The following is a 21,599-nucleotide window of genomic DNA, read 5'->3' on the forward strand; positions in this document are numbered from 1 at the left end:
TCCCTTCGCCATTTTTCGGGAAGTCGGGCAGTCGCCATGGCGAAGATATCGCCGGCTGCTAAGGCGGCCCGGGCTCCCCTGCGGGCCTGTTCTCGGCTTGAGCGGCAAATACGTTATGCGCGTAGGCATCGAGGATGGCCTCCGATCGGACCAACCGTTCGATTGCCTCCTTGTTGAGGGGAGCTCCGTAGAAATCGAGCTTCTGGATTTTGGCGATCCAGGTTTTGAACTTGGTCAGCTCCTGCTCGTTTTCCCCCAGTTCCGCATAGGTAAAGTGCTGAATTGTGGTCTCATATGCGATCTCCGCCTCGAATGCGACGCACTTCTCGATGAATTCCTTGTATTCGTCGTCTCGATCGGCATTGAAACGACTGATGATCTTGTCCTGCTGCTTCTGGTCAAGGCCGATTGTTGCCAGTAGCAGGGCCTCGCCCTCGGCCTCGGCGATCTCGTTTTCGAGCATTTTCAGACGGCGCAGATGGTCGTCGGTCTTGGGCAGCACGCAGACGCCCCCCTGCAGATAGACCGCGCCCATGCCTTTGAGCTTGCGCCAGATCGAGACGCGTTTGCGGGCAGGCTCTGTCGGGACCTTGTAGGTCAACAGCAACCATTCGAGAGTCGGCATTGAACCTCTTGATTGTTACGGTCGTAACATATAAAAAACGACATCGTCACGGATCGGGCGTTTGCCATCGTGACAGGCCGATGGCCAGAAGGCCATCTCCATCCGAAAGTAGGCGACCATGACGACATGGGCCACTGCCGCTCCCGCGATCTCCGCAGCCTTTCTCGGCTCTTTGGTCGAGGTCGTCGAAGCGTTCACCATCGTGCTCGCGGTCGGCACGGTTCGCGGCTGGCGGCCTGCCTTGACGGGGGCCGTGGCTGGTCTCGCCCTTCTGGTTGCCCTCGTCTTGACGCTCGGCCCCGTCCTGGATCAGGTCCCGATCCAGGCGTTGCAGCTTTTCGTCGGCGTGCTTCTGCTGCTGTTCGGTTTGCGCTGGCTGCGAAAGGCGATCCTGCGTTCGGCCGGCATCATCCCGCTTCACGACGAAACGCTCGCCTTCTCCAGAGAATCGGCGCAACTGACCGACCTGGCCCGTCAACAGGAGAAGCATCTCGACTGGATCGCTGGCTTGGCGGCCTTCAAGGCAGTGGTGCTGGAGGGGGTCGAAGTCGTCTTCATCGTCATCGCGGTCGGCGCAGGCCGAGGCCTGCTGTGGCCGGCGAGCCTCGGGGCGCTTGCGGCATGCCTGCTCGTGCTGACGATCGGGCTCGTGGTTCGCAAGCCGCTCGCGCGCATCCCCGAGAACACGCTCAAATTCGGCGTGGGCGTCATGCTCTCGGCCTTCGGCCTGTTCTGGACCGGCGAGGGCCTCGGGATCGCATGGCCGGGACGGGACCTGGCCATCCTGGCCTTCGCGGCGCTCTTCCTTGCGACGGGCTTGGGGCTCGCCGCCATCATCCGCCGCCAACGGCAGGAGTTCGCCTGATGCAGATCTTCCGCCTTGTCCTGCGGGAGTTCGTCGGCATGTTCATCGACGACGAATTTCTCGCGCTGGCGATCCTGGCCGTCGTTGCGGCGGCGGCAATCCTGGCGTTCGGTCTCCAAGCGCCGATGATCTGGGCCGCCAGCGCCCTCATCGGCGGCTGCGTCGCTGTTCTGGCTGCGAGCGTGATCAGGGCTGGCCGCACCCCATGAGATTTGGTGTCAGCAGGTTTGGCCTGCCGACGCTACCGCGCACATGAAACCGACAGGACCACCCGAGCGAGCCTCTCGATCAGACGCCATGCTGGCTGGCTCAATTGGTCGATCGATCTCGTCCCTACGCACCTGCGCGAAGGGTCCCCATCATGCCGAGATGTTCGTGCTCCAATATGTGGCAGTGATACATCCGGTCCCCGGGCATGTCCTGGACGATCTTGATGCGGACGGTTTCCTTGCTCGCAACGTTCACCGTGTCCTTCCAGGCCTTGAAAGGCGCGGCGACGCGCGTCCCAGATTTCTCCGTGTCGATGACCTGGAACTGGGTGCCGTGAATATGGAACGGGTGATCCATATCCGTCGGATTGACGATCTCCCAGATCTCAGGCTGGCCGACCTTCATCGTCTCGTCGATCCGTCCCGGTTCGAAGACCTTGCCGTTGATCAAAAACGTCATGCTCATTCCTCCGGGGCCACCCATCTTTATCGTCTCGCCGAAGACGAAGCGTTTGGTGATCGTTGAGGCGCCGAGGTCGGCGATGGCGCGCAGCTTGGAAGGCAGCGGCGGGATGGAGGCCGCAGCGGAGCCGGTGACGGAGATCGTCATCAGGTCGACGGCGGCGGCCGACGGCGCGCCGGGTCCCATCCAGCCGCGGTCGTAGGTCAGGCTCTGGACCGTGACCGATCGTTGGCTTCCATCGAATGGAACGAGCACCTCGGCACGTTCGGCAGGCGCCAGCAGAACCTCTGTCATATCGGCAACCGGCGCCTCCAGGAGCCCGCCGTCCGAGCCGATGAGCGCGAATTTGATGCCGCCGAAACTGATGCGCAGATAACCGGCGTTCAATGCATTGTAGAGACGAAAGCGCCGGCGGGTCCCAGCTTCGAGGCTGAGCTCTGGCTTGTAGGCCCCGTTTACGAGAACGAAATCGCCCTGCCGTCCGTTCATCAAATCGACCGGCGTGCTCGCGGGCATGGTCGCGTCCGACGCCAGACGCATGTCAGTAAAAAAGAGCGGCGTGTCGCCAAAGGCCGCCGGAACGGGATCTTCGCCGCGCGGCTTGACGATGAAGGCGCCGGCGAGGCCCCTATAAACCTGTTCAGCGGTGAATTTGTGCGGGTGCGGATGATACCAGTAGGATCCCGCGCTTCCTTCGGGAAGGCGGAATTCATAGGTCCGCCTCTCGCCGCTCGTGACCGGGTTCATCGGATTTCCGTCCTGTTCGGCGGGAACTGGCATCCCGTGCCAGTGGATCGTGCTCTCCTGTCCTGGAATTGCGTTCACCAAGGTGATCCGGACGAGATCGCCTTCCCGGGCAACGAAGCAGGGCCCCGGGCTCATGCCGTTATAGGCCAGGATCGGCGTCTTCATCCCGCGAACGATTTCAGCGGAAGCAGGCGATGCACGAAGTTCTGCGACCAGCTCCCCATTCGCGCCTGTGCCGACTTCCTTCAGCATCGGCAAGGGTTGGCCTTCGATCGGCTGGATCACGGTTTTCGGCGGGACCGCACCACCGTGTTGCATGCCAGGCATGCTGGACATCTGGGCAAAGCCGTAGCGAGCGGCCATGGTGCCCGTGGCAAGAATGCCGGCGCTCGCGAGCAAGTTTCTGCGGTTCACGATAGACTCCATCTGATTTCATGAAAGCCGATGCTTTGCCGCCCCTTGTTTATTGCTTTTGTGTCGTTCATCCAGTGACAAATTGTAACGCCCTGCCCACGCGATCCCAGTAATGAAGGCCGCCGCTCATGAGAATGACTCACGCCGAAAATCATCTCGTTGCGCGGATCGGCTGGCTGCGCGCCGCCGTTCTGGGCGCTAATGACGGCATTATCTCAACGGCCAGTCTTATGGTCGGCGTTGCTTCTGCCGCGAGTTCATCGGGAGAGGTGATGGTTGCCGGCGTGGCTGGCCTCGTGGCTGGCGCCATGTCAATGGCAGCGGGCGAGTACGTCTCCGTCAGCTCTCAGTCCGATACGGAAAACGCCGACCTCGCACGCGAGCGGATGGAACTGACAAGTCAGCCCGAACTGGAGACCGAAGAACTTACGCAAATCTATGTCGAACGTGGCGTCTCTCAGGGCCTGGCGCGTCAGGTCGCCGAGCAACTGATGGCCAAGGATGCGCTCGGCGCTCATGCTCGTGAAGAGCTTGGGATTACCGACGTTACGACAGCAAGGCCGATACAGGCAGCGCTGACATCCGCGGCGACATTCTCGGTCGGCGCTTTGCTGCCGATCATCGCCGCGACGCTGGCTTCACCGAGCCAGCTTGTCGCGATCGTGTCGGTGACGTCATTGATCTTTCTGGCTGCGCTTGGCGCATTGGGGGCAAAGGCCGGCGGTGCTGCGATTTTGCGGCCTACCATCCGGGTAGCATTCTGGGGGGCCTTCGCAATGGCCCTCACGGCAGGCGTTGGAGCACTTGTTGGAAAAGCCATATGACGCTCGTCATATGGCCGATCCCGCGATCGTCGGCGTTATGCGTTTGACGGCACAGCGATCAAGCTCATGGACGGTTTGGCAGGAGGTAAGGTTGGCATTGGCGTCTCAAATGCCATGATAGGCAGCTGCGGGGCGACGCCATCGGTGCAACACCGCTCGCGGCCGTTTTGAATGAGCGACAAGACTTTTATGGCCCTGCCAGAGCGTCTTCTTTGGCGCGACGGGCCTCTTCAAAACTGATCGTAGCGGAGACGCCGCGTCTGCCATCGCGATTTTGCAAGCTGAACCGCGCGCTGAGACGGTTGATAGCGATGGCGACGATCGCGAGCCCGAGCCCTGTGCCCGCGACGGTCTTGTGCCGGCCCCGGAAGAATCTTTGCGTCACGAGCGGAAGCTCGTCATCGGGAATTCCAGGCCCCTCGTCCTCCACGATCACGCCCTGTCCGTCCAGCGATAGGCGCCATGAGACGGTGCCTCCGCCCGGCATATGTTGAAGCGCGTTCTCATGGAGGTTGCGGAGCGCCAATGACAGGATCTCGCGGTTAGCGCGAACTCTGAACGAATGAAGGGCGGGCTCCACGTCGACTTGGATGGCGGTGTTCGATGGTTTTAGGGCCGCGATAATTTCGTCGAGCAGATCGCCGACGATCACCTGTTCGCCGTCTGGCGCGACGCCATGGGCGTCGAGCTTCGCGATCGCGAGCAGCTGCCGCACGAGGCGGGTCGTGCGGTCGACCGAGACGAGGATTTGCCGCAATGCGCCCTCCTTCATGGCCGGGTCGGTTGCAGCGATCGCGATCTGGGCCTGCGTTTTCAGGCCAGCGAGCGGCGTACGCAATTCATGCGCGGCGAAGGCGGTCACATCCCGTTCGTGTCGGCGCGCCAGCTCCACCTTGGCGAATAGCGCGTTTAGCGAGCGAGCGAGTGGCATGACCTCGACTGGGACGTTGCCAACGGCAATCGGACTCATGTCGTCGGCGGCTCTCACCTGCAACTGGTCGGCCATCGCGTTCAGCGGCCGCAAACCTCGACCCAGGCTCACCCAGATGAGCAACCCAAGCAACGGCACAATCAGGAAGGCGGGCGCGATCAAACCCTTGATCAGGTCTGCAACCAACCGCTCACGCAGACCGAGCCGATCGCCGACCATGACCCGAACGCCGGTGGCGACGTTCTCAACGGCGTAAACGCGCCAGGTTTCGCCCTCGACCACGCGATCGGAAAAGCCGCTGGCGTTTTCGGCCAGCCGCGCATCCGGTGCGCCGCTGGAACGGGCGACAAGGCGGCCGTCCAGCGACCAGACCTGGCAGGAGAGCTGGCGTTCATAGCTCGCAGGCTCCGGCGAAAGGCCGGGAACGGCTGCGATCGCGCGGGAGGCGGCGACCTCGCCAGAACCGACCAGCGAGCTCACCATGCGCGCGGCCTCCTGCAGCCGCGTATCGAGCACCTGCTCGACCTCGGCCTTGGCACCGACATAGATCCAGACGACCGCGCTGAGCCAGATAGCCCCGGTTGCGGCGACGAGAATGAGGAAAAGACGCTTTCGCAGCGAAGTCATGCCGATGGCCTCATGCGGTAACCCAGACCGCGCACGGTCTCGATCGCGTCGCGGCCGACCTTGGCGCGCAGGTTGTGAATGTGGACCTCGATCGCGTTGCTCTCGACCTCCTCCTGCCAGCCATAAAGCCGATCCTCGATCTCGGATTTCGAGCGGATCGTGCCCGGGCGCTCCATCAAGGCCGACAGGACCGCGAACTCGCGGCGTGACAGGTTCACCGGCGTCCCGCCGACCGTCGCTGCGAGCTGCGACGGGTCGAGAACGATGCCGCCGGCACTCAGACACGGCTCGGCCCGCCCGGTTCCCCGGCGCGCGACCGCGCGCACCCGCGCAGCCAGTTCGTCGAGATCGAAGGGCTTGCCCAGATAGTCGTCGGCGCCGGTGTCGAGACCGGCGATACGATCGGAAACCTCATCCAGCGCGGTCAAGAGCAGGACTGGCGTCCGGTCCTTGCCCGATCGCATCGCCTTGAGGACCGACAGGCCCGATCCATCGGGCAACATCACGTCGAGGACGACGGCGTCATAGGCGGTGGTTTCGAGGGCGGCCCGCGCGTCCGCGCAGGTCTCGGCCAGATCGACGGTCGCTCCAGCAAGTCCGAGGCCGATTTTCAGACCATTGGCGAGGACCGGGTCATCTTCGACGACGAGAATGCGCATGCTGATCTCCTTCGCCCTCGATACTGCAGCCGAGGCTTAAGGCTGGCTTAAGGTTGGTTTCCGACCTGACCGTCCCATCAACCGGTCAGGGGTCTCCATGTCGAGCGCCATTTCCAACAGGATCATCGCGGCTTTTCTCTGGGCCGTTGCCTTGATCCCGGCAGCAAGCGTCGCGCAGACGCCGATTCCGGTCGGGGAGGCCTTTCGCCTCGGCGTGTCCCGCGACGCCGAGAAGGGCCTTCGTCTAGATTGGACTATCAAGCCGGGCTATTACCTGTACCGCGACAAGATCGCCGTCAGAACCGCCGATGGACAGCCCCTGCCGGTGACGACCGACGCCGGCGAACGCAAGGATGACCCGACCTTCGGCCCGACCGAGATCTACCGCGACAAGGCGCAAGCCGGGATTTTACGGGCCGATTTGCCGGGCTCCGCAACGACCGTCGACGTCGTATATCAGGGCTGCGCCGAAAAGGGCATCTGCTACCCGCCCGTGACGAAGACGATCGATCTGGCCACATCGGCCGTTCGGAGATCGGTGGAGGTCGACGCCGGCCGCGGCGCAGCGACCAGTCTTTGGGCGCAGGCGCCAGAAGCGCCGACGCCGGCGGTGAAGCGCGAGGCAGAGACCGGCGGAGCCAATCCAGCGCTGACCGGCGGCCTGGCTGCGATGCTGGCGAGCTTCCTTGGGTTCGGACTGCTGCTGGCCCTCACGCCTTGCGTGTTCCCGATGGTGCCGATCCTGTCGGGCATGCTGGCGCGATCGGGCGGCACGCTGACGGCGCGGCGCGGCTTCTCCTTGTCGTCGTCCTATGTGCTCGCCATGGCGCTCGCCTATGCGGCGCTGGGAGCGGCCGCGGCCTGGTCGGGGCAGAACCTCCAGGCTGCGTTGCAGACCCCTTTGGCGCTGGGCCTGATGAGCCTGATCTTCGTTGGTCTCGCAGCCTCGATGTTCGGCTTCTACGAACTTCAGCTTCCCGCCTCCTGGACGACCCGTCTGACAGGCGCCTCGACAGGGCGCGGAGGCTCGATTGCGGGCGCCGCCTTGCTCGGCTTCGCTTCGGCGCTGATCGTCGGCCCCTGCGTGACGCCGCCGCTGGCAGCCGCGCTGCTCTACGTCGCACAGACCGGCGACCTCGCTCGTGGCGCCGGCGCGCTGTTTTCTCTCGGACTTGGCATGGGGCTGCCGCTGATCGTCTTCGGCACTTTCGGTTCGGGATTGCTGCCCCGTTCGGGACCCTGGCTCGTCAAGGTCAAGCAAGCCTTCGGCTTCGTCTTCATCGGACTGGCAATCTCGATGATCTCGCGTGTTATCCCCGAGACGACCGCGCTGGCGCTCTGGGCGGCCCTAGCCATTGGCACGGCCGTCTTCATCGGGGCGTTCGACCAGATTTCTCAGGCGAGCGGAGGCGTCATCCGAGCCGGAAAGGCGGCCGGTTTCGCCCTTCTGGTTTATGGCGTGGCCTTGCTGATCGGGTTTGCGGGAGGCGCATCCGACCCTCTTCGTCCGCTCGCTTTCATAGGCGGCGCGGCGCAGCAGGCGGCTGCGCTCGACATTCGCTCGGTGACATCTTCGGCCGCCTTCGATGCCGCTGTTGCTGGAGCTCAGGCGGCTGGCCAGCCCGTGCTTGTCGCCTTCTCCGCCGATTGGTGCGTCACCTGCAAAACCAACGAGCGCACACTGTTTCTCGATCCCACCACACAGGCGCGGCTTCAGCGGCTCACGGTGATCAAGGCCGATGTCACGGCCAATGACGGCGACAGCCGGGGCCTGATGGCGCGCTTCGCGGTCGCCGGCCCGCCGACGATGTTTCTCCTCGACGCGAAGTCGGGCCGTGAAATCGGCTCCGACCGAATGATCGGCGCGATCTCTCTCGATGATTTCAACCGCGCCCTCGATCGCGCGGGCGCGTGATCGCGCCGCGCACCGGCACTCGTTTCCACCACGTCTCACAGGAGCCAATCATGAATCGCAGACATTTCCTCCAGCTTACTGCAAGTGTGATCGCGTCAGGGGTGAACGCGCTGGCATTCGCCACGCCCGCTCTCGCGCAAAGCATCGACACCAAGGCCATTCTCAACGATCCCGAAGCGCCAACGGCGGGCAACCCCAAGGGCGACGTCACGATCGTCGCGTTCCTCGACTACAATTGCCCATTCTGCAAGAAGTCGGCTCCTGACCTCGAACGCATCGTCAAGACCGACGGCAAAATCCGCCTTGTCTACAAGGACTGGCCGGTTCTGACCGAAGCCTCGGTCTATGGCGCGCAGCTCGCTCTCGCCGCCAAATACCAGGATCGCTACGAGGTCGCCCACAAGGCCTTGATGGGCATTCCGGGAATGCGCATCGGCAAGGAAGCGATGCTGGCGGCGGTCAAAGCCTCGGGCGTCGATATGCCTCGTCTGCAGGCCGACCTCGACAAGCATGGCGCCGCGATCACGGCATTGCTGAAGCGAAACCTCGCTCAGGCCGACTCGATCGGCATCGATGGCACGCCTGCCTATCTGATCGGCCCGTTCCGCACTTCGACCCAGAATTATGACGGCTTCAAGCAAGTCGTCGCCGACGCGCGGGCCAAGCTCAATGCGCGATAACGCTTCTGACGAAATGCCGATCAACACCTCAAACGAGAATTCGATGACAGTATCTTTGCCCTCGGCTCGTTCGGTCGCCGCGTTCCTCGCACTCGCCCTTTCGGTCGGCGCTTGCACCACCGTCGCGGCGCCACCGCCGCAGGCTGCTGCGCCAGTCGCGATGGTCAGCCCCGCGGAGGCCGAGCGCTATGCCGCCCTGACGAACGAGAAGTTTCACGTTCCTGAAGTCGCGCTGGAAGACCTCCGGCCGCGCAATCTCAGGCAATTGGTCGACTACCAAACGACGCACCAGCCGGGAACCGTCGTCGTCGATCCGCGCAAGCGCTTTCTCTATCTGGTGCAGGAGAACGGAAAGGCCCTGCGCTACGGCGTCGGCGTCGGCAAGGAGGGGCTGGAGTTCCAGGGCACGGCAACCGTCGAACGCAAGGCGCAATGGCCGCGCTGGACGCCGACGACCGACATGATCAAGCGCGAACCGGACCGCTACGCCAAATGGGCCGGCGGTATGGCTGGCGGCGACACCAATCCCCTCGGCGCCCGCGCGCTCTACCTCTTCAAGAACGGCAAGGATACGCTGTACCGGATCCATGGAACCAACGAGCCGAGTACGATTGGCGAGGCCGTTTCGTCCGGCTGTATCCGGATGATGAATCAGGACGTCATCGACCTCTACAATCGGATTCCGGCGGGTTCGAAGGTGGTGGTGCTTTGAACCTCATTCCACGAGACCGCCGACACGGCTGCACGGGCTGATCTGATGACGATCGGACCCCTTGTTCTGTCTCCCGAACGCCTCGCCATGCTGCTGGGCCTACTGGCGTTCATTCTGGTCGCGAGCGTTCAGACCAAGCGCGTCAGCACCTTGTTCAACCTGTGGAGCACGGTCGTGCTGATCGGCAGCGTAGCTGCGGCACGGCTCACCCACGTTGTCTTGAACTGGTCGTTTTTCGAAGACGATCCACTTCGTGCTTTCGCGGTGTGGCAAGGGGGATTTGTTTGGGTCGGCGCTCTGCCCGTTATCATTGTCGCGAGCCTCCTGCTCTTGCGAACCCGCCGCTTGATGGCCTGGGCGATCGTGCCGACCGTGGCTGGCGTTCTCGTGGCAAACGTAGCCTTTCAGCTTGTTGCCGCTGGTGCGCCAATCGGTCCTCCTGCGCTGACGCTAGCGTCGGCCGATGGGGAGCCTATCGATTTGGCCGTCCCTTCCGGACGGATAACCGTGATCAACCTGTGGGCGACCTGGTGCCCCCCGTGTCGGCGCGAGATGCCGGTCCTGGCTGCGGCCGAGGTGGACAATCCGGACGTCCGGTTTCTGTTCGTCAATCAAGGCGAAACCCCGCAGGTCGCACGAGCATATCTCGAGGGCCAGAATCTGCGGCTCAAGCATGTTCTTTTCGACCAGAATTCAGCGTTGCCCCGTCATTACGGAACACCCGGTATTCCCGTGACATTATTCCTGAGCGCCGACGGCCAGTTGTTCAAGGCGCATATCGGGGAAATCTCTCCCGAAGAGATTGATATGCAGATTAAGGCTATAGATTCGAGAATTTTTCAAATTCAGGGTGGCTATATCCACTTGTTGTTCAGGAAATTGAGAGGCGCGGTACAATGAATAAAACTTTTTTCATAGCTATAGTCTTTGCTGGTATTGCAGCGTCATTTTCTGCCCAAGCTGACGCGCTGCGGGTTTACGGGCCGGGCGGCCCGGCGCCGGCGATGCGGGAAGCGGCAGCCGCATTCGAACAGAAGACGGGCCGTGCTGTCGCGGTCGTCGCCGGTCCTACTCCCCAATGGATCGATAAGGCAAAGCAAGACGCAGACATCGTCTTCAGCGGGTCTGAGACCATGATGACGGATTTCGTCACGGCTATGGACGGTCGCATCGAGGCGTCCCAGGCTGAACCGCTGTACCTGCGCGCCGCCTCCATCCTCGTCCGCCCCGGCAATCCCCTGAAACTTGAGGGCCTCGAGGACCTGTTCAAGCCGGGTCGGCGCATTCTAGTCGTCAACGGAGCCGGGCAAAACGGCCTTTGGGAGGATATGGCTGGACGGACGGGCGATATCGACAAGGTTAGCTCGCTCAGAAAGAACATTGTCGTCTATGCCCGTAACAGCGCCGAAGCGCGTCAGGCCTGGATCGATGATCCGACGCTTGAGGCCTGGATTATCTGGAACATCTGGCAAGTCGCAAACCCGAAGCTTGCCGATGTCGTGCCGGTCGAAGAACCCTACCGCATCTACCGCGATACCGGCGTGGTGATCTCGAAAACAGGTCGTGAGGACAAGGATGCCGAGCGCTTTGTGAGTTTTCTGCGATCAGCGGACGGTGCGGCCATTTTTGCGCGCTGGGGATGGGCCACCAAAGCGCCGTAAGGACGCCGGAGCGCTCAGCCGGCCCGCTTGGCGTGAGTTGCCGAGGCATGATCGATGCGGGCTATCAAGCCTCCCCTGCGAAGAACATGAGGCCAAGCACATGTCAAAAGTTCACGAGTTGACGATCTTTCAGATCAACGACACGCACGGCTACCTCGAAGCCCATCCCGAGTTGGTCTGGGCCGGGAGCGACGCCGCATATCCGCGCATTGGGGGCTACGCACGCATCGCATCGCTCTTCAAACAAGCGAGGCTGGGTAACCCTGACGGCGTGCTTGCGCTCGACAATGGCGACACCATGCATGGCACTTACCCTGCCATGGTGAGCAAGGGCGAAGCGCTTGTTCCATTGCTGAACGCCTTGAAACTCGACGCCATGACGGCTCATTGGGAGTTCGCCTGGGGGCCGGACCATTTTCGTGAGCTCGTTACCCGTCTCAACCATCCTATGCTGGCGATCAATTGCTATGACCAAATAACCGGCGCCAGGCCATTTCCCGCATCGACGGTCGTGGAACGGGCTGGGCTACGGATCGGGATTATCGGCATCGCCGCATCGATCATCGACAAGAGCATGCCGCCGCATTTCAGCGAGGGCCTGCGCTTTACGCTCGGGCTCGAAGAACTGCCAGCTGAGATCGAGCGGCTGCGTCAGACCGAGGCCGCCGATCTAATCATCGTGCTGTCGCATCTTGGCTTTCCTCAGGATGTGAAGCTCGCGGACGTCGTCTCGGGCATCGACGTCATCGTGAGCGGACACACGCATAATCGGCTGAAGCACCCCGTTAAGGTCGGGCGCACAACGATAATTCAGTCCGGTTGTCATGGCGCATTCGTCGGCCGGCTGGATCTTCGGATCGCTGAGGGCAAAATCGTCGATACGCGTCATGAGCTCATCACCGTAGACGCGTCGATCACGCCAGACGATGCCATGACTCGTATGGTCGATGACGTGATGCGGCCTCATCGTACGATGCTGAACGAGGTCGTCGGCCGGACTTCGATCGGGCTTCACCGGGATACCGTGCTATCTGCTCCCATGGACGATTTGTTGCTGGCTGCCGTCGCGCTGGCCGGCGGCACCAGGATCGCCTTCTCGAATGGTTGGCGCTACGGCGCGCCGATTCCGCCAGGGCCAGTGACGGTCAATGACCTTTGGAACATCATTCCTCCCAACCCGCCAATCTCAACCGTCGATCTGACGGGCTTCGATATCTGGGAGCTGATGGAGGACAACGTACAGCGCACCTTCGCCAGTGATCCTTTCGAGCAGATGGGCGGCTATCTCAAACGGTTCTGCGGCATGACCATCTATGGAAAGCTGGAAAACCCACCGGGCGAGCGGATCGAACACATCTTTGTCGGGGACGCGCCGATCGACCTGTCCAAAATTTACGGCGTCTCATTCGTAACCTCGCAGGGCGTGCCGCAAAAATTCGGAACAAACAGGTTCGACCTGCAGATCAAGGCAATCGATGCCCTGAAAACATACTTCCAGTCAGGCAAGGACATCGATCCAGAGACATTAGGCCGATTTGTCGCGGTTTGATGCCGGGGCAATGAAGCATCAAGTCGGAGCTGCGCGGCGATCGGCTTCAGCCAGCTCGGCACCATCGATCGTATCCCTCTGGGGGGACGGATAGGTTGGTCAGGGAGCGACCATTAATGGCGCCCCCCACCCGAGCATACCCAATTGCCGTCATCGGTCGGCCAATGGGATCGCGCTACGCCGAACGAAAGTCGGGAGAGCGTCTTGAATCTAGACATTATACATATTACTTAATTATATAACGTCTACCGTAAGGAGCACTCATGAATCCGACCAACGTCAACGACAAGCTGTCGATCGCCGGCCAGCCATCGCCCGCTGATTTTGCTGGAATTGCCGCGGCCGGTTTTGCCGCTGTGATCAATAGCCGCCCCGACGGCGAGGAGGACGGGCAGCCCGGGTCAGCTGCGGAGGCCTCCTCGGCTCAACAGGCCGGGCTCGCCTATGCTCATGTTCCGGTCACGTTGAAGGATATCAGGGAAAGCGATGTGCGCGCATTCCAAGCTGCGCTCTCCTCGGCGGAAGGTCCGGTGCTCGCACATTGCAAGAGCGGCGCCCGTGCGCTGACCCTGTTCGTTCTCGGTGAAGTCCTGGACGGTCGCATGCGGGCCGGTGATGTGCGGGCGTTCGGCGAAGCGCATGGGCACAATCTCGCAGCGGCTGACGCCTGGCTGGCGGTTCGAGGAGCCCAGTCATGAGCACCGTCACTGCACCCACCTCGGCGAGGCCGAACGTAAAAGGCTTCTACGACCCCCGGACCTTCAGCATCCAATACGTCGTTTCGGACCCTGCCACGAAGACCTGCGCCGTCATCGATCCGGTGCTGGATTTCGACGAGAGGTCGGGCTCGACGGCCACGACCAGCGCCGACGCCATCCTCACCTATGTCCGCGAGAAGGGGCTGACGGTCGCGTGGATCCTGGATACCCATCCCCATGCCGACCATTTCTCCGCGGCGCAGTACCTGAAGGAAAAGACTGGGGCCCCGACCGCGATCGGCGAGCAGGTCGTCGCTGTGCAGCGGCTGTGGAAGGGCTTGTATAACTGGCCGAAGTTCCCGGCCGACGGTTCGCAATGGGACAAGCTGTTTGCACATGGCGAACGCTTCAAGCTCGGCACGCTGGACGTCTCCGTGCTGTTCTCGCCCGGACATACGCTCGCTTCGATCACCTATGTCATCGGCGACGCCGCCTTCGTACACGACACGCTGTTCATGCCCGACGGCGGAACCGCGCGTGCTGACTTTCCCGGCGGCAGCGCGAAGGCTCTCTGGGCCTCGATCCAGGCGATCCTGGCACTGCCAGACGACACGCGCCTGTTCACCGGTCACGACTACCAACCCGGCGGGCGCGAGCCGCGCTGGGAGAGCACTGTGGCGCAGCAGAAGCAGGCGAACGCGCATGTCGTCGGCCTCGACGAGGCGGCTTTCGCCGCGATGCGCGAAGCACGCGACAAGACGCTGTCGATGCCCAAACTGATGCTGCAGGCGCTGCAGGTGAACATTCGTGGCGGACGCCTGCCCGAACCTGAGTCGAACGGCCGGCGCTATCTCAAGGTTCCGCTCGACGCCTTGGCGGGCGCGGTCTGGGCCGAGGAACCAGCATGACGACGCCATCACGACCATCGATGACCCGTGCGGAACTCTCCGGCCGGGCGACGGAGGTTGCGAGCCTGTTGAAGACGCTCGCCAACCGCAACCGGCTGATGATCGTCTGCACCCTCGTCGAGCGGGAGTATGCCGTCAGCCAGCTCGAGAACGAGCTGGGCATCCAGCAGCCGACGCTCTCCCAGCAGCTCACCGTGCTGCGCGAGGCCGGGATCGTCGAGACAAGGCGCGAGTCCAAGCAGATCTTCTACCGGCTGAGCGAGCAGAAAGCCGCCCAGCTCGTCGAGGCTCTTCACGCCATCTTCTGTGCCGAGGAATCTGGATCATGACCTCCTACTGGCCATCCCTCATCGGTGGCATGCTGATCGGCCTCTCGGCCGCGATGCTGCTGCTGCTCAATGGCCGCGTTGCCGGGATCAGCGGCATTCTCGGCCGGCTGGCACAAGGCGCACAGGTCGAGACCAACGCCGCCTTCGCCATAGGGTTGATCTCCGGGCCACTGCTATATCGGGTCGGCGCCGGCCAGTGGCCGCCTGTGACGATCACAGCTTCGCTGCCCGTCATCGCGCTGGCAGGCCTGCTGGTCGGCTTTGGTACGCGCATGGGCTCGGGCTGCACGAGCGGTCATGGCGTGGTCGGCCTGGCGCGTCTGTCGCCGCGTTCAGTCGCCGCCGTTGTCACCTTCCTTCTGGCAGGCGTCGCTACCGTCACCTTGATGAGGCTCGTCGCGCCATGAACCGTCATGCACAAATCCTGACCGCGCTGGCATCCGGCGCCATCTTCGGCATTGGCCTGTCGCTGTCGGGCATGCTCGACCCCGTCCGCGTGCGCGGCTTCCTCCATGTCGCCGGCGATTGGGACCCCAGTCTCGCCTTCGTGCTCGGCGGCGCGGTTGCGGTCGTGATGTCGGGGATATTTGTGCGACGTCGGTTGCAAAACCCGGCCTTCGGCGACGCATTCCACCTGCCGGCCACCATGCCGATCGACACTCGCCTGATCACGGGTTCCGCCATCTTCGGGATCGGCTGGGGATTGGCCGGACTCTGCCCCGGCCCTGCGCTAGCTGCTTTGTCGCTGGGCCTCGCTCCAGTCGCGCTGTTCGTCGTGGCCATGCTCGTCGGCATGACGATCCATGATCGCTTGATCGCAGGCCGGACCAATACACCCGCGCTCCGGAGGGCGCCATGACGGAGCAGGTTCTCATCGCAGTCGGTTCGGGCGGCCTGGTCGGCTTCGCGCTAGGCCTTGTCGGCGGCGGGGGTTCCATCCTTGCGACGCCGCTGCTGCTCTATGCTGTCGGCATCGCGCAGCCCCACATCGCAATCGGAACCGGCGCGCTTGCCGTCTCGGTCAATGCCTATGCCAATCTGATCGGGCACGCCCGCAGGGGCCATGTGCGTTGGACCTGCGCGATCGTCTTCGCGCTGGTGGGCTCGGTTGGCGCGCTCATCGGCTCGACACTGGGCAAGGCCATGGACGGGCAGCGCCTGCTGTTTCTGTTCGGCCTGCTGATGCTTGTTGTCGGCGTCCTGATGTTGCGACCGCGCAAGAATGCCACCACCGTGCCCAAACCTGTCGATCTGCGTATGTGCCTGCTCACGGGTTCAGTGGCGATCATCGCCGGCGGTGCATCGGGGTTCTTCGGTATCGGCGGCGGGTTCCTGATCGTCCCCGGCCTGATCTTGGCGACCGGCATGAGATCCATCGACGCCGTTGGGTCCTCACTGCTCGCAGTCGGTACCTTTGGGCTTGCGACGGCGCTCAACTATGCAGTGTCAGGCATGATCGATTGGACGATCGCGGCCCAGTTCATCGGCGGAGGGGTTCTAGGCGGCGTGTTGGGCATGATGCTCGCAACGCGGCTGTCGGGACAAAAGGATATGCTCAATCGCGTCTTCGCGGCGCTCATCTTCATTGTCGCTGCTTATGTACTCTATCGAAGCGCCGATGCCTTTTGGCAGGGGTCTTAGAAACGGGCGGTCGTTTTGCCTTCATGTTTGCCACTGGCCCTAAGCAGCTCCCATGGCGTCAATGGGCGTGGTTGCGACATTGGCCATGATCGGCCAAAGCCTCAATGATCTTGCAGTCGCACGCTGTCACACCACCTGAGCAGGTCGCGGCGATCCGCTCCAGTTCCTTCTCCAGCGAACGCAGCCGGGCGATCTTGTGGCGCACGTCGTCGAGATGGGCGACGGAAATCGCATGAGCCTCGTCGCAGGCCCTGCCGGGATTGTCAGACAGTCTGAGCAGCGCACGAATGCCATCGACGGGAAAACCGAGGTCGCGGGCATGCTTGATGAAGGCCAGGCGTTCGACATGGACCCGGCCAAAGCGACGCTGGTTGCCCTCAGAGCGTTCGGGCTGCGGCAGCAGCCCAACCTGCTCGTAATAACGGATGGTCTCGACCTTCACGCCTGTCCGGTCCGAGAGCGAACCGATCGGCATGGCGCGCGCGATGTTTTTCTCAGCCATCCGCATTTTCCCTCTTGAAGCTGAAGTGGCTAGAGGTCGTATCTGGGGTGTCTCATAGCGCCTGCAAGCGGAGACGACCATGACAGCGACCTCGGACACCCGGCTCCAGACCTTGAGCTGGAAGGTAGGTGGCATGGATTGCGCGGGCTGCGCGGCGACGATCCGCGGCGCTGTCGAGCGTCTGCCCGGGGTGAGCGAAGTGAAGCTGTCGGTCGTCGCAGAAACCCTGACGCTGGCGCTCGACGAGCGCCAGACCCGACGCGAGGCGATCGAGAAGCGCATCTCCAGCCTCGGATACACGACGGCGATGATGGCCACGAAAACCACGCCAGCCCCGGAGCCGGCGGCGTGCGGCTGCTGCAATGCTCAAGGGCAGGCCGAGGCGGCGACGGCGACGACGAGCGCACCCGCGCCTGCGCCCCTGAGCTGGAAGATCGGCGGCATGGACTGCCCAAGCTGCGCGGCGACGATCCGCGGCGCGGTCGAACGCATGCCCGGCGTGAGCGAGGTCAAGCTTTCGATGATGTCGGAAACACTGACGCTGGCGCTCGACGAGAGCCAGACCAAGCAGGACGCCATCGAGAAGAAGGTCACCAGCCTCGGGTTCACCGCTGCGGCGATCGCGTCGAAGACGCATACCCGTGATCAGGCGGGGCATGACCACGATGGCCACGAGTCCAAACCCACGACAGCGGAAGGCGCCGGCAAGCACCCCATCGATGCCGGCCACGGCCTACCGGGCCACGTTCATAAAGCGACGCCCGACGGCGTATCCTGGTACCATTCCAACAAGGGCCGACTGGTCCTGACGACGGGCGTGCTGCTGGGCGGGGCGTGGGCGTCCAGCCTCGTCTGGCCGGCGATCGCGCATTGGGCCTTCATCGCGGCCTGCGTGATCGGCATCGTCCCGGTGGCGCGCAAGGCCTATGCGGCCGCCAGCGCCGGGATGCCCTTCACCATCGAGATGCTGATGACCATCGCCGCCACCGGCGCGCTCTTCATCGGCGCAGCCGAGGAGGCCGCACTCGTCGTCTTCCTATTCGCGGTCGGCGAGGTGCTGGAGGGCGTCGCGGCAGACAGGGCTCGGGCCTCGATCCGCGCGCTCAAGGACCTCGTGCCAAAGACGGCGATCGTCGAGGAGAACGGCGAAACCCGCACGATCGACGCGGCCGCCCTCACGATCGGCCAGACGGTGCTGGTGCGCCCCGGCGACCGCATTCCTGCCGACGGCGAGATCACCGACGGCGTCTCCGGCATCGACGAGAGCCCGGTGACGGGCGAATCCGTGCCGAAGACCAAGGGCGTCGGCGAACCGGTCTTCGCCGGCTCGGTCAACAGCGAGGCCGCGCTGCGGGTGCGCGTCACCAAGGCAGCGGAGGACAACACGATCTCCCGCATCATTCGGCTGGTCGAGGAGGCGCAGGAGGCGCGCGCCCCGACCGAGCGCTTCATCGACCGCTTCTCGCGCATCTACATGCCGGCGATCGTGGCACTGGCGGTGCTGGTGGCCATCGTGCCGCCGCTGATGCTCGGCGGCGAATGGTCGGTCTGGATCTATCGGGCGCTGGCGCTGCTGCTGATCGGCTGTCCCTGCGCGCTGGTGATCTCGGTGCCGGCGTCGATCGCGGCTTCGCTCTCGACAGGCGCACGTCAGGGCCTCTTGATGAAGGGCGGTGTCGTCATCGAGGCCGCCGCGAAGACCGGCATCGTCGCCTTCGACAAGACCGGCACGCTGACGCAGGGACGCCCGCGCGTGACCGAGGTCGTCGCGTTGGGACGGAGCGAGCGGGAGGTTATTGAGCTCGCGGCCTCGGTCGAGACCGGGTCGAGCCACCCGCTGGCGCTGGCGATCATCGAGCGCGCCAAGGCGCATGCGATCCCGATGCGCAACGCGACGGAGGCCAAGGCGATCCCCGGACAGGGCGTGACCGGCACGCTCGACGAAACCGCGATCTTCGTCGGCGCGCCGCGCCACGCGCTCTCGCGGGTCAGCTTCGATGACCAGGCGAAAGCCGCCGTGGAACACTTGGAGACCGCGGGCAAGACCGTCGCCGCCGTTCTTGCCGACGGCGTGCTCATCGGATTGATCGCCATGCGCGACGAGCCGCGCGAGGACGCGGCCGCCGGCATCGCCGAGCTGAAGGCGATGGGAATCCGCTCGCTGATGCTGACCGGCGACAATGCCCGCACGGGCGCGGCCATCGCCGGCTCGCTCGGGATGGAACACAAAGCCGAATTGATGCCGGAGGACAAGGTCGCGGCCATCAAGGCGCTGTCGGCCAAGGCCTCGGTCATGATGATCGGCGACGGCATCAACGATGCGCCGGCGCTGGCCGCCGCCGGCATCGGCGTGGCGATGGGGTCGGGCACCGACGTCGCGCTCGAGACCGCCGACGCCGCGATCCTGAAGAGCCGCGTCCGCGACGTGCCCGCCATGATCCGCCTGGCGCGCGCGACGATGGGCAACATCCGCGTCAACATCGCCATCGCGCTCGGGCTGAAGGCTGTATTCCTCGTGACGACCGTGTTCGGCTACACCGGCCTCTGGGTTGCGATCCTGGCCGACACCGGCGCGACCGTGATCGTGACGGCCAACGCCCTGCGGCTGCTGCGCTTCAACGCCGGCCGAGCGGCCTGACGGGCAGCGCGCCATGTCGGGCATGGAAATCGCCAGCTACCTGATGACGGTCGTCTACGTCATCAGCTTCCTCGCCATGTCGGCCATCCTCGCGAAAGAGGCGGGGCGGCCGATCTGGCTCTTCGACAAGGGGCGCGAAAAACAGGCGCTGCCCGCCACGCTGTTCCGCCTCGCTTTCGCCGGCGCGGTAATCTGGCCGCTCGTGCTGGCGCTGGTCGGCAACCCGGTCGAGGCGGATCCCCTCTCTGAGGCCCTGGACGGGCCCTGGCTCGATGTGCTCGGGCATCTTCTCGTCGTGGTCGGGGCCTGCGTCGCGATCCTGTCCCAACGCCATATGGGCTTGTCCTGGCGGATCGGCGCGGCTGAGGGCGAACTGGGGCCGATCGTCGACGACGGCCCCTTCGCGATCTCGCGCAACCCGGTCTTCGTCGGACAGGCCCTGCTGTTCGTGGGCCTTTTCATCGTGCTGCCCAGCCTGATCCAGGCGGGCCTGACGCTCGTGCTCCTGATCGCCATCATCCTCCAGGTCCGCATTGAGGAGCGCGTCCTCTCGCAGACCCTCGGCGAGCCTTATCGCGACTACCGGCAGCGCGTCCGGCGCTGGCTCGGAACGCGCCGCCGCGCGGGGAACACAACGCCATGACGATGCAAAAGCGGCTCGGAGACGTCCTGGGCTGGGCGGTCGCGGCCGCGGCGCTGGATCAGCTCTCGAAATGGCTGATCCTGACCTATGTCATGGAGCCGCCGCGCGTGATCGAGATCGCGCCATTCCTCAACCTGCGTCTGGGCTTTAACTACGGCGTCAGCTTCGGGATCGGCCGCGACACGCTGGAGGCATGGCCGGGTCTTCTGGCCGCATTCAAGGTCGCCGTCGCGCTCGGCCTGATGGTCTGGGCCGTCAGGAGCCCGATCCGGGCGGAACGCATCGGTCTTGCGCTGGTCGCCGGCGGCGCGCTCGGCAATGCGAAGGACCGCTGGAGTCAGGGCGCCGTGACGGACTTCATCGACCTGCACTGGGGCGGCTGGCACTGGCCGACCTTCAACGGTGCCGACATCGCCATCTCAGCCGGCGTCGGCCTGATGCTGCTGGCCGCTTTGGCCGATTATCGGCGTGGCCGATCGGGCGCGGGTCTGGCGGAGACGAAGGCCGCTCAAAGCGAGTCGGGGGAGCGGACGTGAAGCGGATCAGGCGATGGCTTGCGACCGCGGCTTCCGCCGACATCAAGCCATTCGCACTGCTCTCGCGGGCTGCCGTCTGGCGCCTCGGTGGGCTTGTCGTGCTGGTCGGCGCAGGGCTGCTCGCCATGGGCCAGATCCATCCCGAGCCGGTGGCGCAGCGCGGCGGCGTCGCCGTGATCCATCCATGGGCGAAGGGGTCGGCCCTCAAGGGCGACCAGTTCCCGTTCTACGCGACCTTCAGCAACAGCGGCGCCCATCCCGATCGGCTGCTCAAGATCGAGACCGCCGCCGCCCATCACGCCATCCTGAAGGCGCTGGACACCAAGACCGGACTCGTTCGTCCCATCGAACTCGACGAGCTTGCCGTTCCAGGCAACGGCAGGGTGTCGCTGAGGCCGGGAACGCATCAGATCACGCTGATCGGCCTCAACGCCAAGGTCGAGCCCGGCGGCTCCATCCCGGTGACGTTCGTCGTCGAGCGCGCCGGCCGCCTCCCGGCCCATATCCGCGTCGAGAATCTCGGCGAACCGGAGCACAAGGACCATGGTTGAGAGCGATGACATCGACCGTCTTACCCTTTCCAGGGGAAGGCTGCGATCGGCGCGATCGACGGACCATTCGATTGATCTGAACAGGCGCGCAAGCGCCCGATACCGCTCTCCTGTTCGAGAGAACCGGAAGCTGAGAGCGGAGCCAGCAGGAGAACGACGCGGTGAATGAGCCCTTCCTCCTGTCGATCATGGCGACAGGCTTCGTCGTCGCCTTCGCCCACGCGGCGATCCCGACCCACTGGCTGCCATTCGTCATGGCCGGGCGCGGGCAG

At 63.9% G+C, this 21,599-nt stretch carries 22 protein-coding genes and 1 pseudogene; 18 read left to right on the forward strand and 5 right to left on the reverse strand.

Annotated elements, in window-relative coordinates; translation table 11 throughout:
- Positions 1 to 58: 58 nt before the first annotated feature.
- Positions 59 to 625, reverse strand: a complete 567-nt coding sequence (locus AE618_RS21205) for a Chromate resistance protein ChrB (RefSeq protein WP_054211078.1) — start codon at positions 623 to 625, stop codon at positions 59 to 61.
- Positions 626 to 743: 118 nt separating this feature from the next.
- Between AE618_RS21205 and AE618_RS21210 the strand changes: the two genes are divergently transcribed.
- Positions 744 to 1,490 carry a COG4280 domain-containing protein gene (locus tag AE618_RS21210; protein WP_054211079.1) on the forward strand — a complete coding sequence of 249 codons (747 nt, stop codon included), beginning with the start codon at positions 744 to 746 and terminating at the stop codon, positions 1,488 to 1,490.
- Entirely contained in the window at positions 1,490 to 1,699 is a 210-nt protein-coding gene (locus tag AE618_RS21215; RefSeq protein ID WP_054211080.1) for a hypothetical protein, read from the forward strand. Before AE618_RS21210 ends, AE618_RS21215 begins: the two co-directional genes overlap by 1 nt.
- A gap of 124 nt (positions 1,700 to 1,823) precedes the next feature.
- Here AE618_RS21215 and AE618_RS21220 read toward each other — a convergent pair whose 3' ends face one another.
- Positions 1,824 to 3,323: a multicopper oxidase family protein gene (locus tag AE618_RS21220; protein WP_054211130.1), complete on the reverse strand. Its 1,500-nt coding sequence runs from the start codon at positions 3,321 to 3,323 to the stop codon at positions 1,824 to 1,826.
- Between the two features lie 128 nt (positions 3,324 to 3,451).
- Here AE618_RS21220 and AE618_RS21225 point away from each other — a divergent pair, with 128 nt between their 5' ends.
- A complete protein-coding gene (locus AE618_RS21225) occupies positions 3,452 to 4,147 on the forward strand; it encodes a VIT1/CCC1 transporter family protein (RefSeq protein WP_054211081.1) in 696 nt (231 codons plus the stop codon).
- Between the two features lie 187 nt (positions 4,148 to 4,334).
- Here the strand turns inward: AE618_RS21225 and AE618_RS21230 are convergent, their stop codons facing one another.
- A complete protein-coding gene (locus tag AE618_RS21230; protein WP_054211082.1) occupies positions 4,335 to 5,705 on the reverse strand; it encodes an ATP-binding protein in 1,371 nt (456 codons plus the stop codon).
- Positions 5,702 to 6,364 carry a response regulator gene (locus AE618_RS21235; protein WP_054211083.1) on the reverse strand — a complete coding sequence of 221 codons (663 nt, stop codon included), beginning with the start codon at positions 6,362 to 6,364 and terminating at the stop codon, positions 5,702 to 5,704. The genes AE618_RS21230 and AE618_RS21235 overlap by 4 nt, the downstream gene beginning before the upstream one ends.
- 97 nt (positions 6,365 to 6,461) lie before the next feature.
- Between AE618_RS21235 and dsbD the strand changes: the two genes are divergently transcribed.
- From dsbD to AE618_RS21290, 11 genes and pseudogenes are all read left to right on the forward strand, one after another.
- On the forward strand, positions 6,462 to 8,279 hold the full coding sequence (gene dsbD, locus AE618_RS21240; protein ID WP_054211084.1) for a protein-disulfide reductase DsbD: 1,818 nt from the start codon (positions 6,462 to 6,464) through the stop codon (positions 8,277 to 8,279).
- Between the two features lie 50 nt (positions 8,280 to 8,329).
- Complete coding sequence (locus tag AE618_RS21245; RefSeq protein ID WP_054211085.1) at positions 8,330 to 8,959, forward strand: DsbA family protein; 630 nt, start codon at positions 8,330 to 8,332, stop codon at positions 8,957 to 8,959.
- A 13-nt stretch (positions 8,960 to 8,972) separates the two neighbouring features.
- Positions 8,973 to 9,671 (forward strand): L,D-transpeptidase, encoded by a 699-nt coding sequence (locus tag AE618_RS21250; RefSeq protein WP_432704519.1) that lies wholly within the window; start codon positions 8,973 to 8,975, stop codon positions 9,669 to 9,671.
- Between the two features lie 45 nt (positions 9,672 to 9,716).
- Positions 9,717 to 10,571, forward strand: a complete 855-nt coding sequence (locus tag AE618_RS21255; RefSeq protein WP_082365446.1) for a TlpA disulfide reductase family protein — start codon at positions 9,717 to 9,719, stop codon at positions 10,569 to 10,571.
- Positions 10,568 to 11,332 (forward strand): substrate-binding domain-containing protein, encoded by a 765-nt coding sequence (locus tag AE618_RS21260; protein ID WP_054211086.1) that lies wholly within the window; start codon positions 10,568 to 10,570, stop codon positions 11,330 to 11,332. The genes AE618_RS21255 and AE618_RS21260 overlap by 4 nt, the downstream gene beginning before the upstream one ends.
- Positions 11,333 to 11,432: 100 nt before the next feature.
- On the forward strand, positions 11,433 to 12,881 hold the full coding sequence (locus AE618_RS21265) for a bifunctional metallophosphatase/5'-nucleotidase (protein WP_054211087.1): 1,449 nt from the start codon (positions 11,433 to 11,435) through the stop codon (positions 12,879 to 12,881).
- A gap of 263 nt (positions 12,882 to 13,144) precedes the next feature.
- Positions 13,145 to 14,487, forward strand: a pseudogene (gene blh / locus AE618_RS21270) (bifunctional sulfur transferase/dioxygenase Blh).
- Positions 14,484 to 14,816, forward strand: a complete 333-nt coding sequence (gene bigR, locus AE618_RS21275; protein ID WP_054211088.1) for a sulfite-sensing transcriptional repressor BigR — start codon at positions 14,484 to 14,486, stop codon at positions 14,814 to 14,816. Before blh ends, bigR begins: the two are co-directional and overlap by 4 nt.
- Positions 14,813 to 15,223, forward strand: a complete 411-nt coding sequence (locus tag AE618_RS21280; RefSeq protein WP_054211089.1) for a YeeE/YedE family protein — start codon at positions 14,813 to 14,815, stop codon at positions 15,221 to 15,223. Before bigR ends, AE618_RS21280 begins: the two co-directional genes overlap by 4 nt.
- Complete coding sequence (locus AE618_RS21285) at positions 15,220 to 15,675, forward strand: YeeE/YedE family protein (protein ID WP_054211090.1); 456 nt, start codon at positions 15,220 to 15,222, stop codon at positions 15,673 to 15,675. Before AE618_RS21280 ends, AE618_RS21285 begins: the two co-directional genes overlap by 4 nt.
- Entirely contained in the window at positions 15,672 to 16,457 is a 786-nt protein-coding gene (locus AE618_RS21290; protein ID WP_054211091.1) for a sulfite exporter TauE/SafE family protein, read from the forward strand. Before AE618_RS21285 ends, AE618_RS21290 begins: the two co-directional genes overlap by 4 nt.
- Before the next feature lie 58 nt (positions 16,458 to 16,515).
- Here AE618_RS21290 and AE618_RS21295 read toward each other — a convergent pair whose 3' ends face one another.
- On the reverse strand, positions 16,516 to 16,959 hold the full coding sequence (locus AE618_RS21295) for a MerR family transcriptional regulator (RefSeq protein ID WP_248310966.1): 444 nt from the start codon (positions 16,957 to 16,959) through the stop codon (positions 16,516 to 16,518).
- A gap of 79 nt (positions 16,960 to 17,038) precedes the next feature.
- On the opposite strand from AE618_RS21295, the gene AE618_RS21300 reads away from it, so the two are divergent.
- The 4 genes from AE618_RS21300 to AE618_RS21315 are packed head-to-tail and all read left to right on the forward strand — an operon-like array spanning position 17,039 to position 21,327.
- On the forward strand, positions 17,039 to 19,597 hold the full coding sequence (locus AE618_RS21300) for a heavy metal translocating P-type ATPase (RefSeq protein ID WP_197280852.1): 2,559 nt from the start codon (positions 17,039 to 17,041) through the stop codon (positions 19,595 to 19,597).
- 13 nt (positions 19,598 to 19,610) lie between these two features.
- Positions 19,611 to 20,240 carry a methyltransferase family protein gene (locus AE618_RS21305; RefSeq protein WP_054211092.1) on the forward strand — a complete coding sequence of 210 codons (630 nt, stop codon included), beginning with the start codon at positions 19,611 to 19,613 and terminating at the stop codon, positions 20,238 to 20,240.
- On the forward strand, positions 20,237 to 20,776 hold the full coding sequence (gene lspA, locus AE618_RS21310) for a signal peptidase II (protein ID WP_248307486.1): 540 nt from the start codon (positions 20,237 to 20,239) through the stop codon (positions 20,774 to 20,776). Before AE618_RS21305 ends, lspA begins: the two co-directional genes overlap by 4 nt.
- A complete protein-coding gene (locus tag AE618_RS21315; RefSeq protein WP_054211093.1) occupies positions 20,773 to 21,327 on the forward strand; it encodes a copper chaperone PCu(A)C in 555 nt (184 codons plus the stop codon). Before lspA ends, AE618_RS21315 begins: the two co-directional genes overlap by 4 nt.
- The last annotated feature ends 272 nt before the right edge of the window (positions 21,328 to 21,599 follow it).

Origin of the sequence: Allobosea vaviloviae (assembly GCF_001298265.1) — a bacterium.
Taxonomy (GTDB): Bacteria; Pseudomonadota; Alphaproteobacteria; order Rhizobiales; family Beijerinckiaceae; genus Allobosea; species Allobosea vaviloviae_B.

Bases quoted from the DNA above. Each gene is read 5' to 3' on its own strand.
- bigR (WP_054211088.1), top strand. From the start codon at position 14,484: ATGACGACGCCATCACGACCATCGATGACCCGTGCGGAACTCTCCGGC.
- AE618_RS21260 (WP_054211086.1), top strand. From the start codon at position 10,568: ATGAATAAAACTTTTTTCATAGCTATAGTCTTTGCTGGTATTGCAGCG.
- lspA (WP_248307486.1), top strand. From the start codon at position 20,237: ATGACGATGCAAAAGCGGCTCGGAGACGTCCTGGGCTGGGCGGTCGCG.
- AE618_RS21285 (WP_054211090.1), top strand. From the start codon at position 15,220: ATGAACCGTCATGCACAAATCCTGACCGCGCTGGCATCCGGCGCCATC.
- AE618_RS21300 (WP_197280852.1), top strand. From the start codon at position 17,039: ATGACAGCGACCTCGGACACCCGGCTCCAGACCTTGAGCTGGAAGGTA.
- AE618_RS21215 (WP_054211080.1), top strand. From the start codon at position 1,490: ATGCAGATCTTCCGCCTTGTCCTGCGGGAGTTCGTCGGCATGTTCATC.
- dsbD (WP_054211084.1), top strand. From the start codon at position 6,462: ATGTCGAGCGCCATTTCCAACAGGATCATCGCGGCTTTTCTCTGGGCC.
- AE618_RS21255 (WP_082365446.1), top strand. From the start codon at position 9,717: ATGACGATCGGACCCCTTGTTCTGTCTCCCGAACGCCTCGCCATGCTG.
- AE618_RS21210 (WP_054211079.1), top strand. From the start codon at position 744: ATGACGACATGGGCCACTGCCGCTCCCGCGATCTCCGCAGCCTTTCTC.
- AE618_RS21230 (WP_054211082.1), bottom strand. From the start codon at position 5,705: ATGACTTCGCTGCGAAAGCGTCTTTTCCTCATTCTCGTCGCCGCAACC.
- AE618_RS21235 (WP_054211083.1), bottom strand. From the start codon at position 6,364: ATGCGCATTCTCGTCGTCGAAGATGACCCGGTCCTCGCCAATGGTCTG.
- AE618_RS21305 (WP_054211092.1), top strand. From the start codon at position 19,611: ATGTCGGGCATGGAAATCGCCAGCTACCTGATGACGGTCGTCTACGTC.
- AE618_RS21225 (WP_054211081.1), top strand. From the start codon at position 3,452: ATGAGAATGACTCACGCCGAAAATCATCTCGTTGCGCGGATCGGCTGG.
- AE618_RS21205 (WP_054211078.1), bottom strand. From the start codon at position 625: ATGCCGACTCTCGAATGGTTGCTGTTGACCTACAAGGTCCCGACAGAG.
- AE618_RS21250 (WP_432704519.1), top strand. From the start codon at position 8,973: ATGCCGATCAACACCTCAAACGAGAATTCGATGACAGTATCTTTGCCC.
- AE618_RS21280 (WP_054211089.1), top strand. From the start codon at position 14,813: ATGACCTCCTACTGGCCATCCCTCATCGGTGGCATGCTGATCGGCCTC.
- AE618_RS21290 (WP_054211091.1), top strand. From the start codon at position 15,672: ATGACGGAGCAGGTTCTCATCGCAGTCGGTTCGGGCGGCCTGGTCGGC.
- AE618_RS21265 (WP_054211087.1), top strand. From the start codon at position 11,433: ATGTCAAAAGTTCACGAGTTGACGATCTTTCAGATCAACGACACGCAC.
- AE618_RS21245 (WP_054211085.1), top strand. From the start codon at position 8,330: ATGAATCGCAGACATTTCCTCCAGCTTACTGCAAGTGTGATCGCGTCA.
- AE618_RS21295 (WP_248310966.1), bottom strand. From the start codon at position 16,959: ATGGCTGAGAAAAACATCGCGCGCGCCATGCCGATCGGTTCGCTCTCG.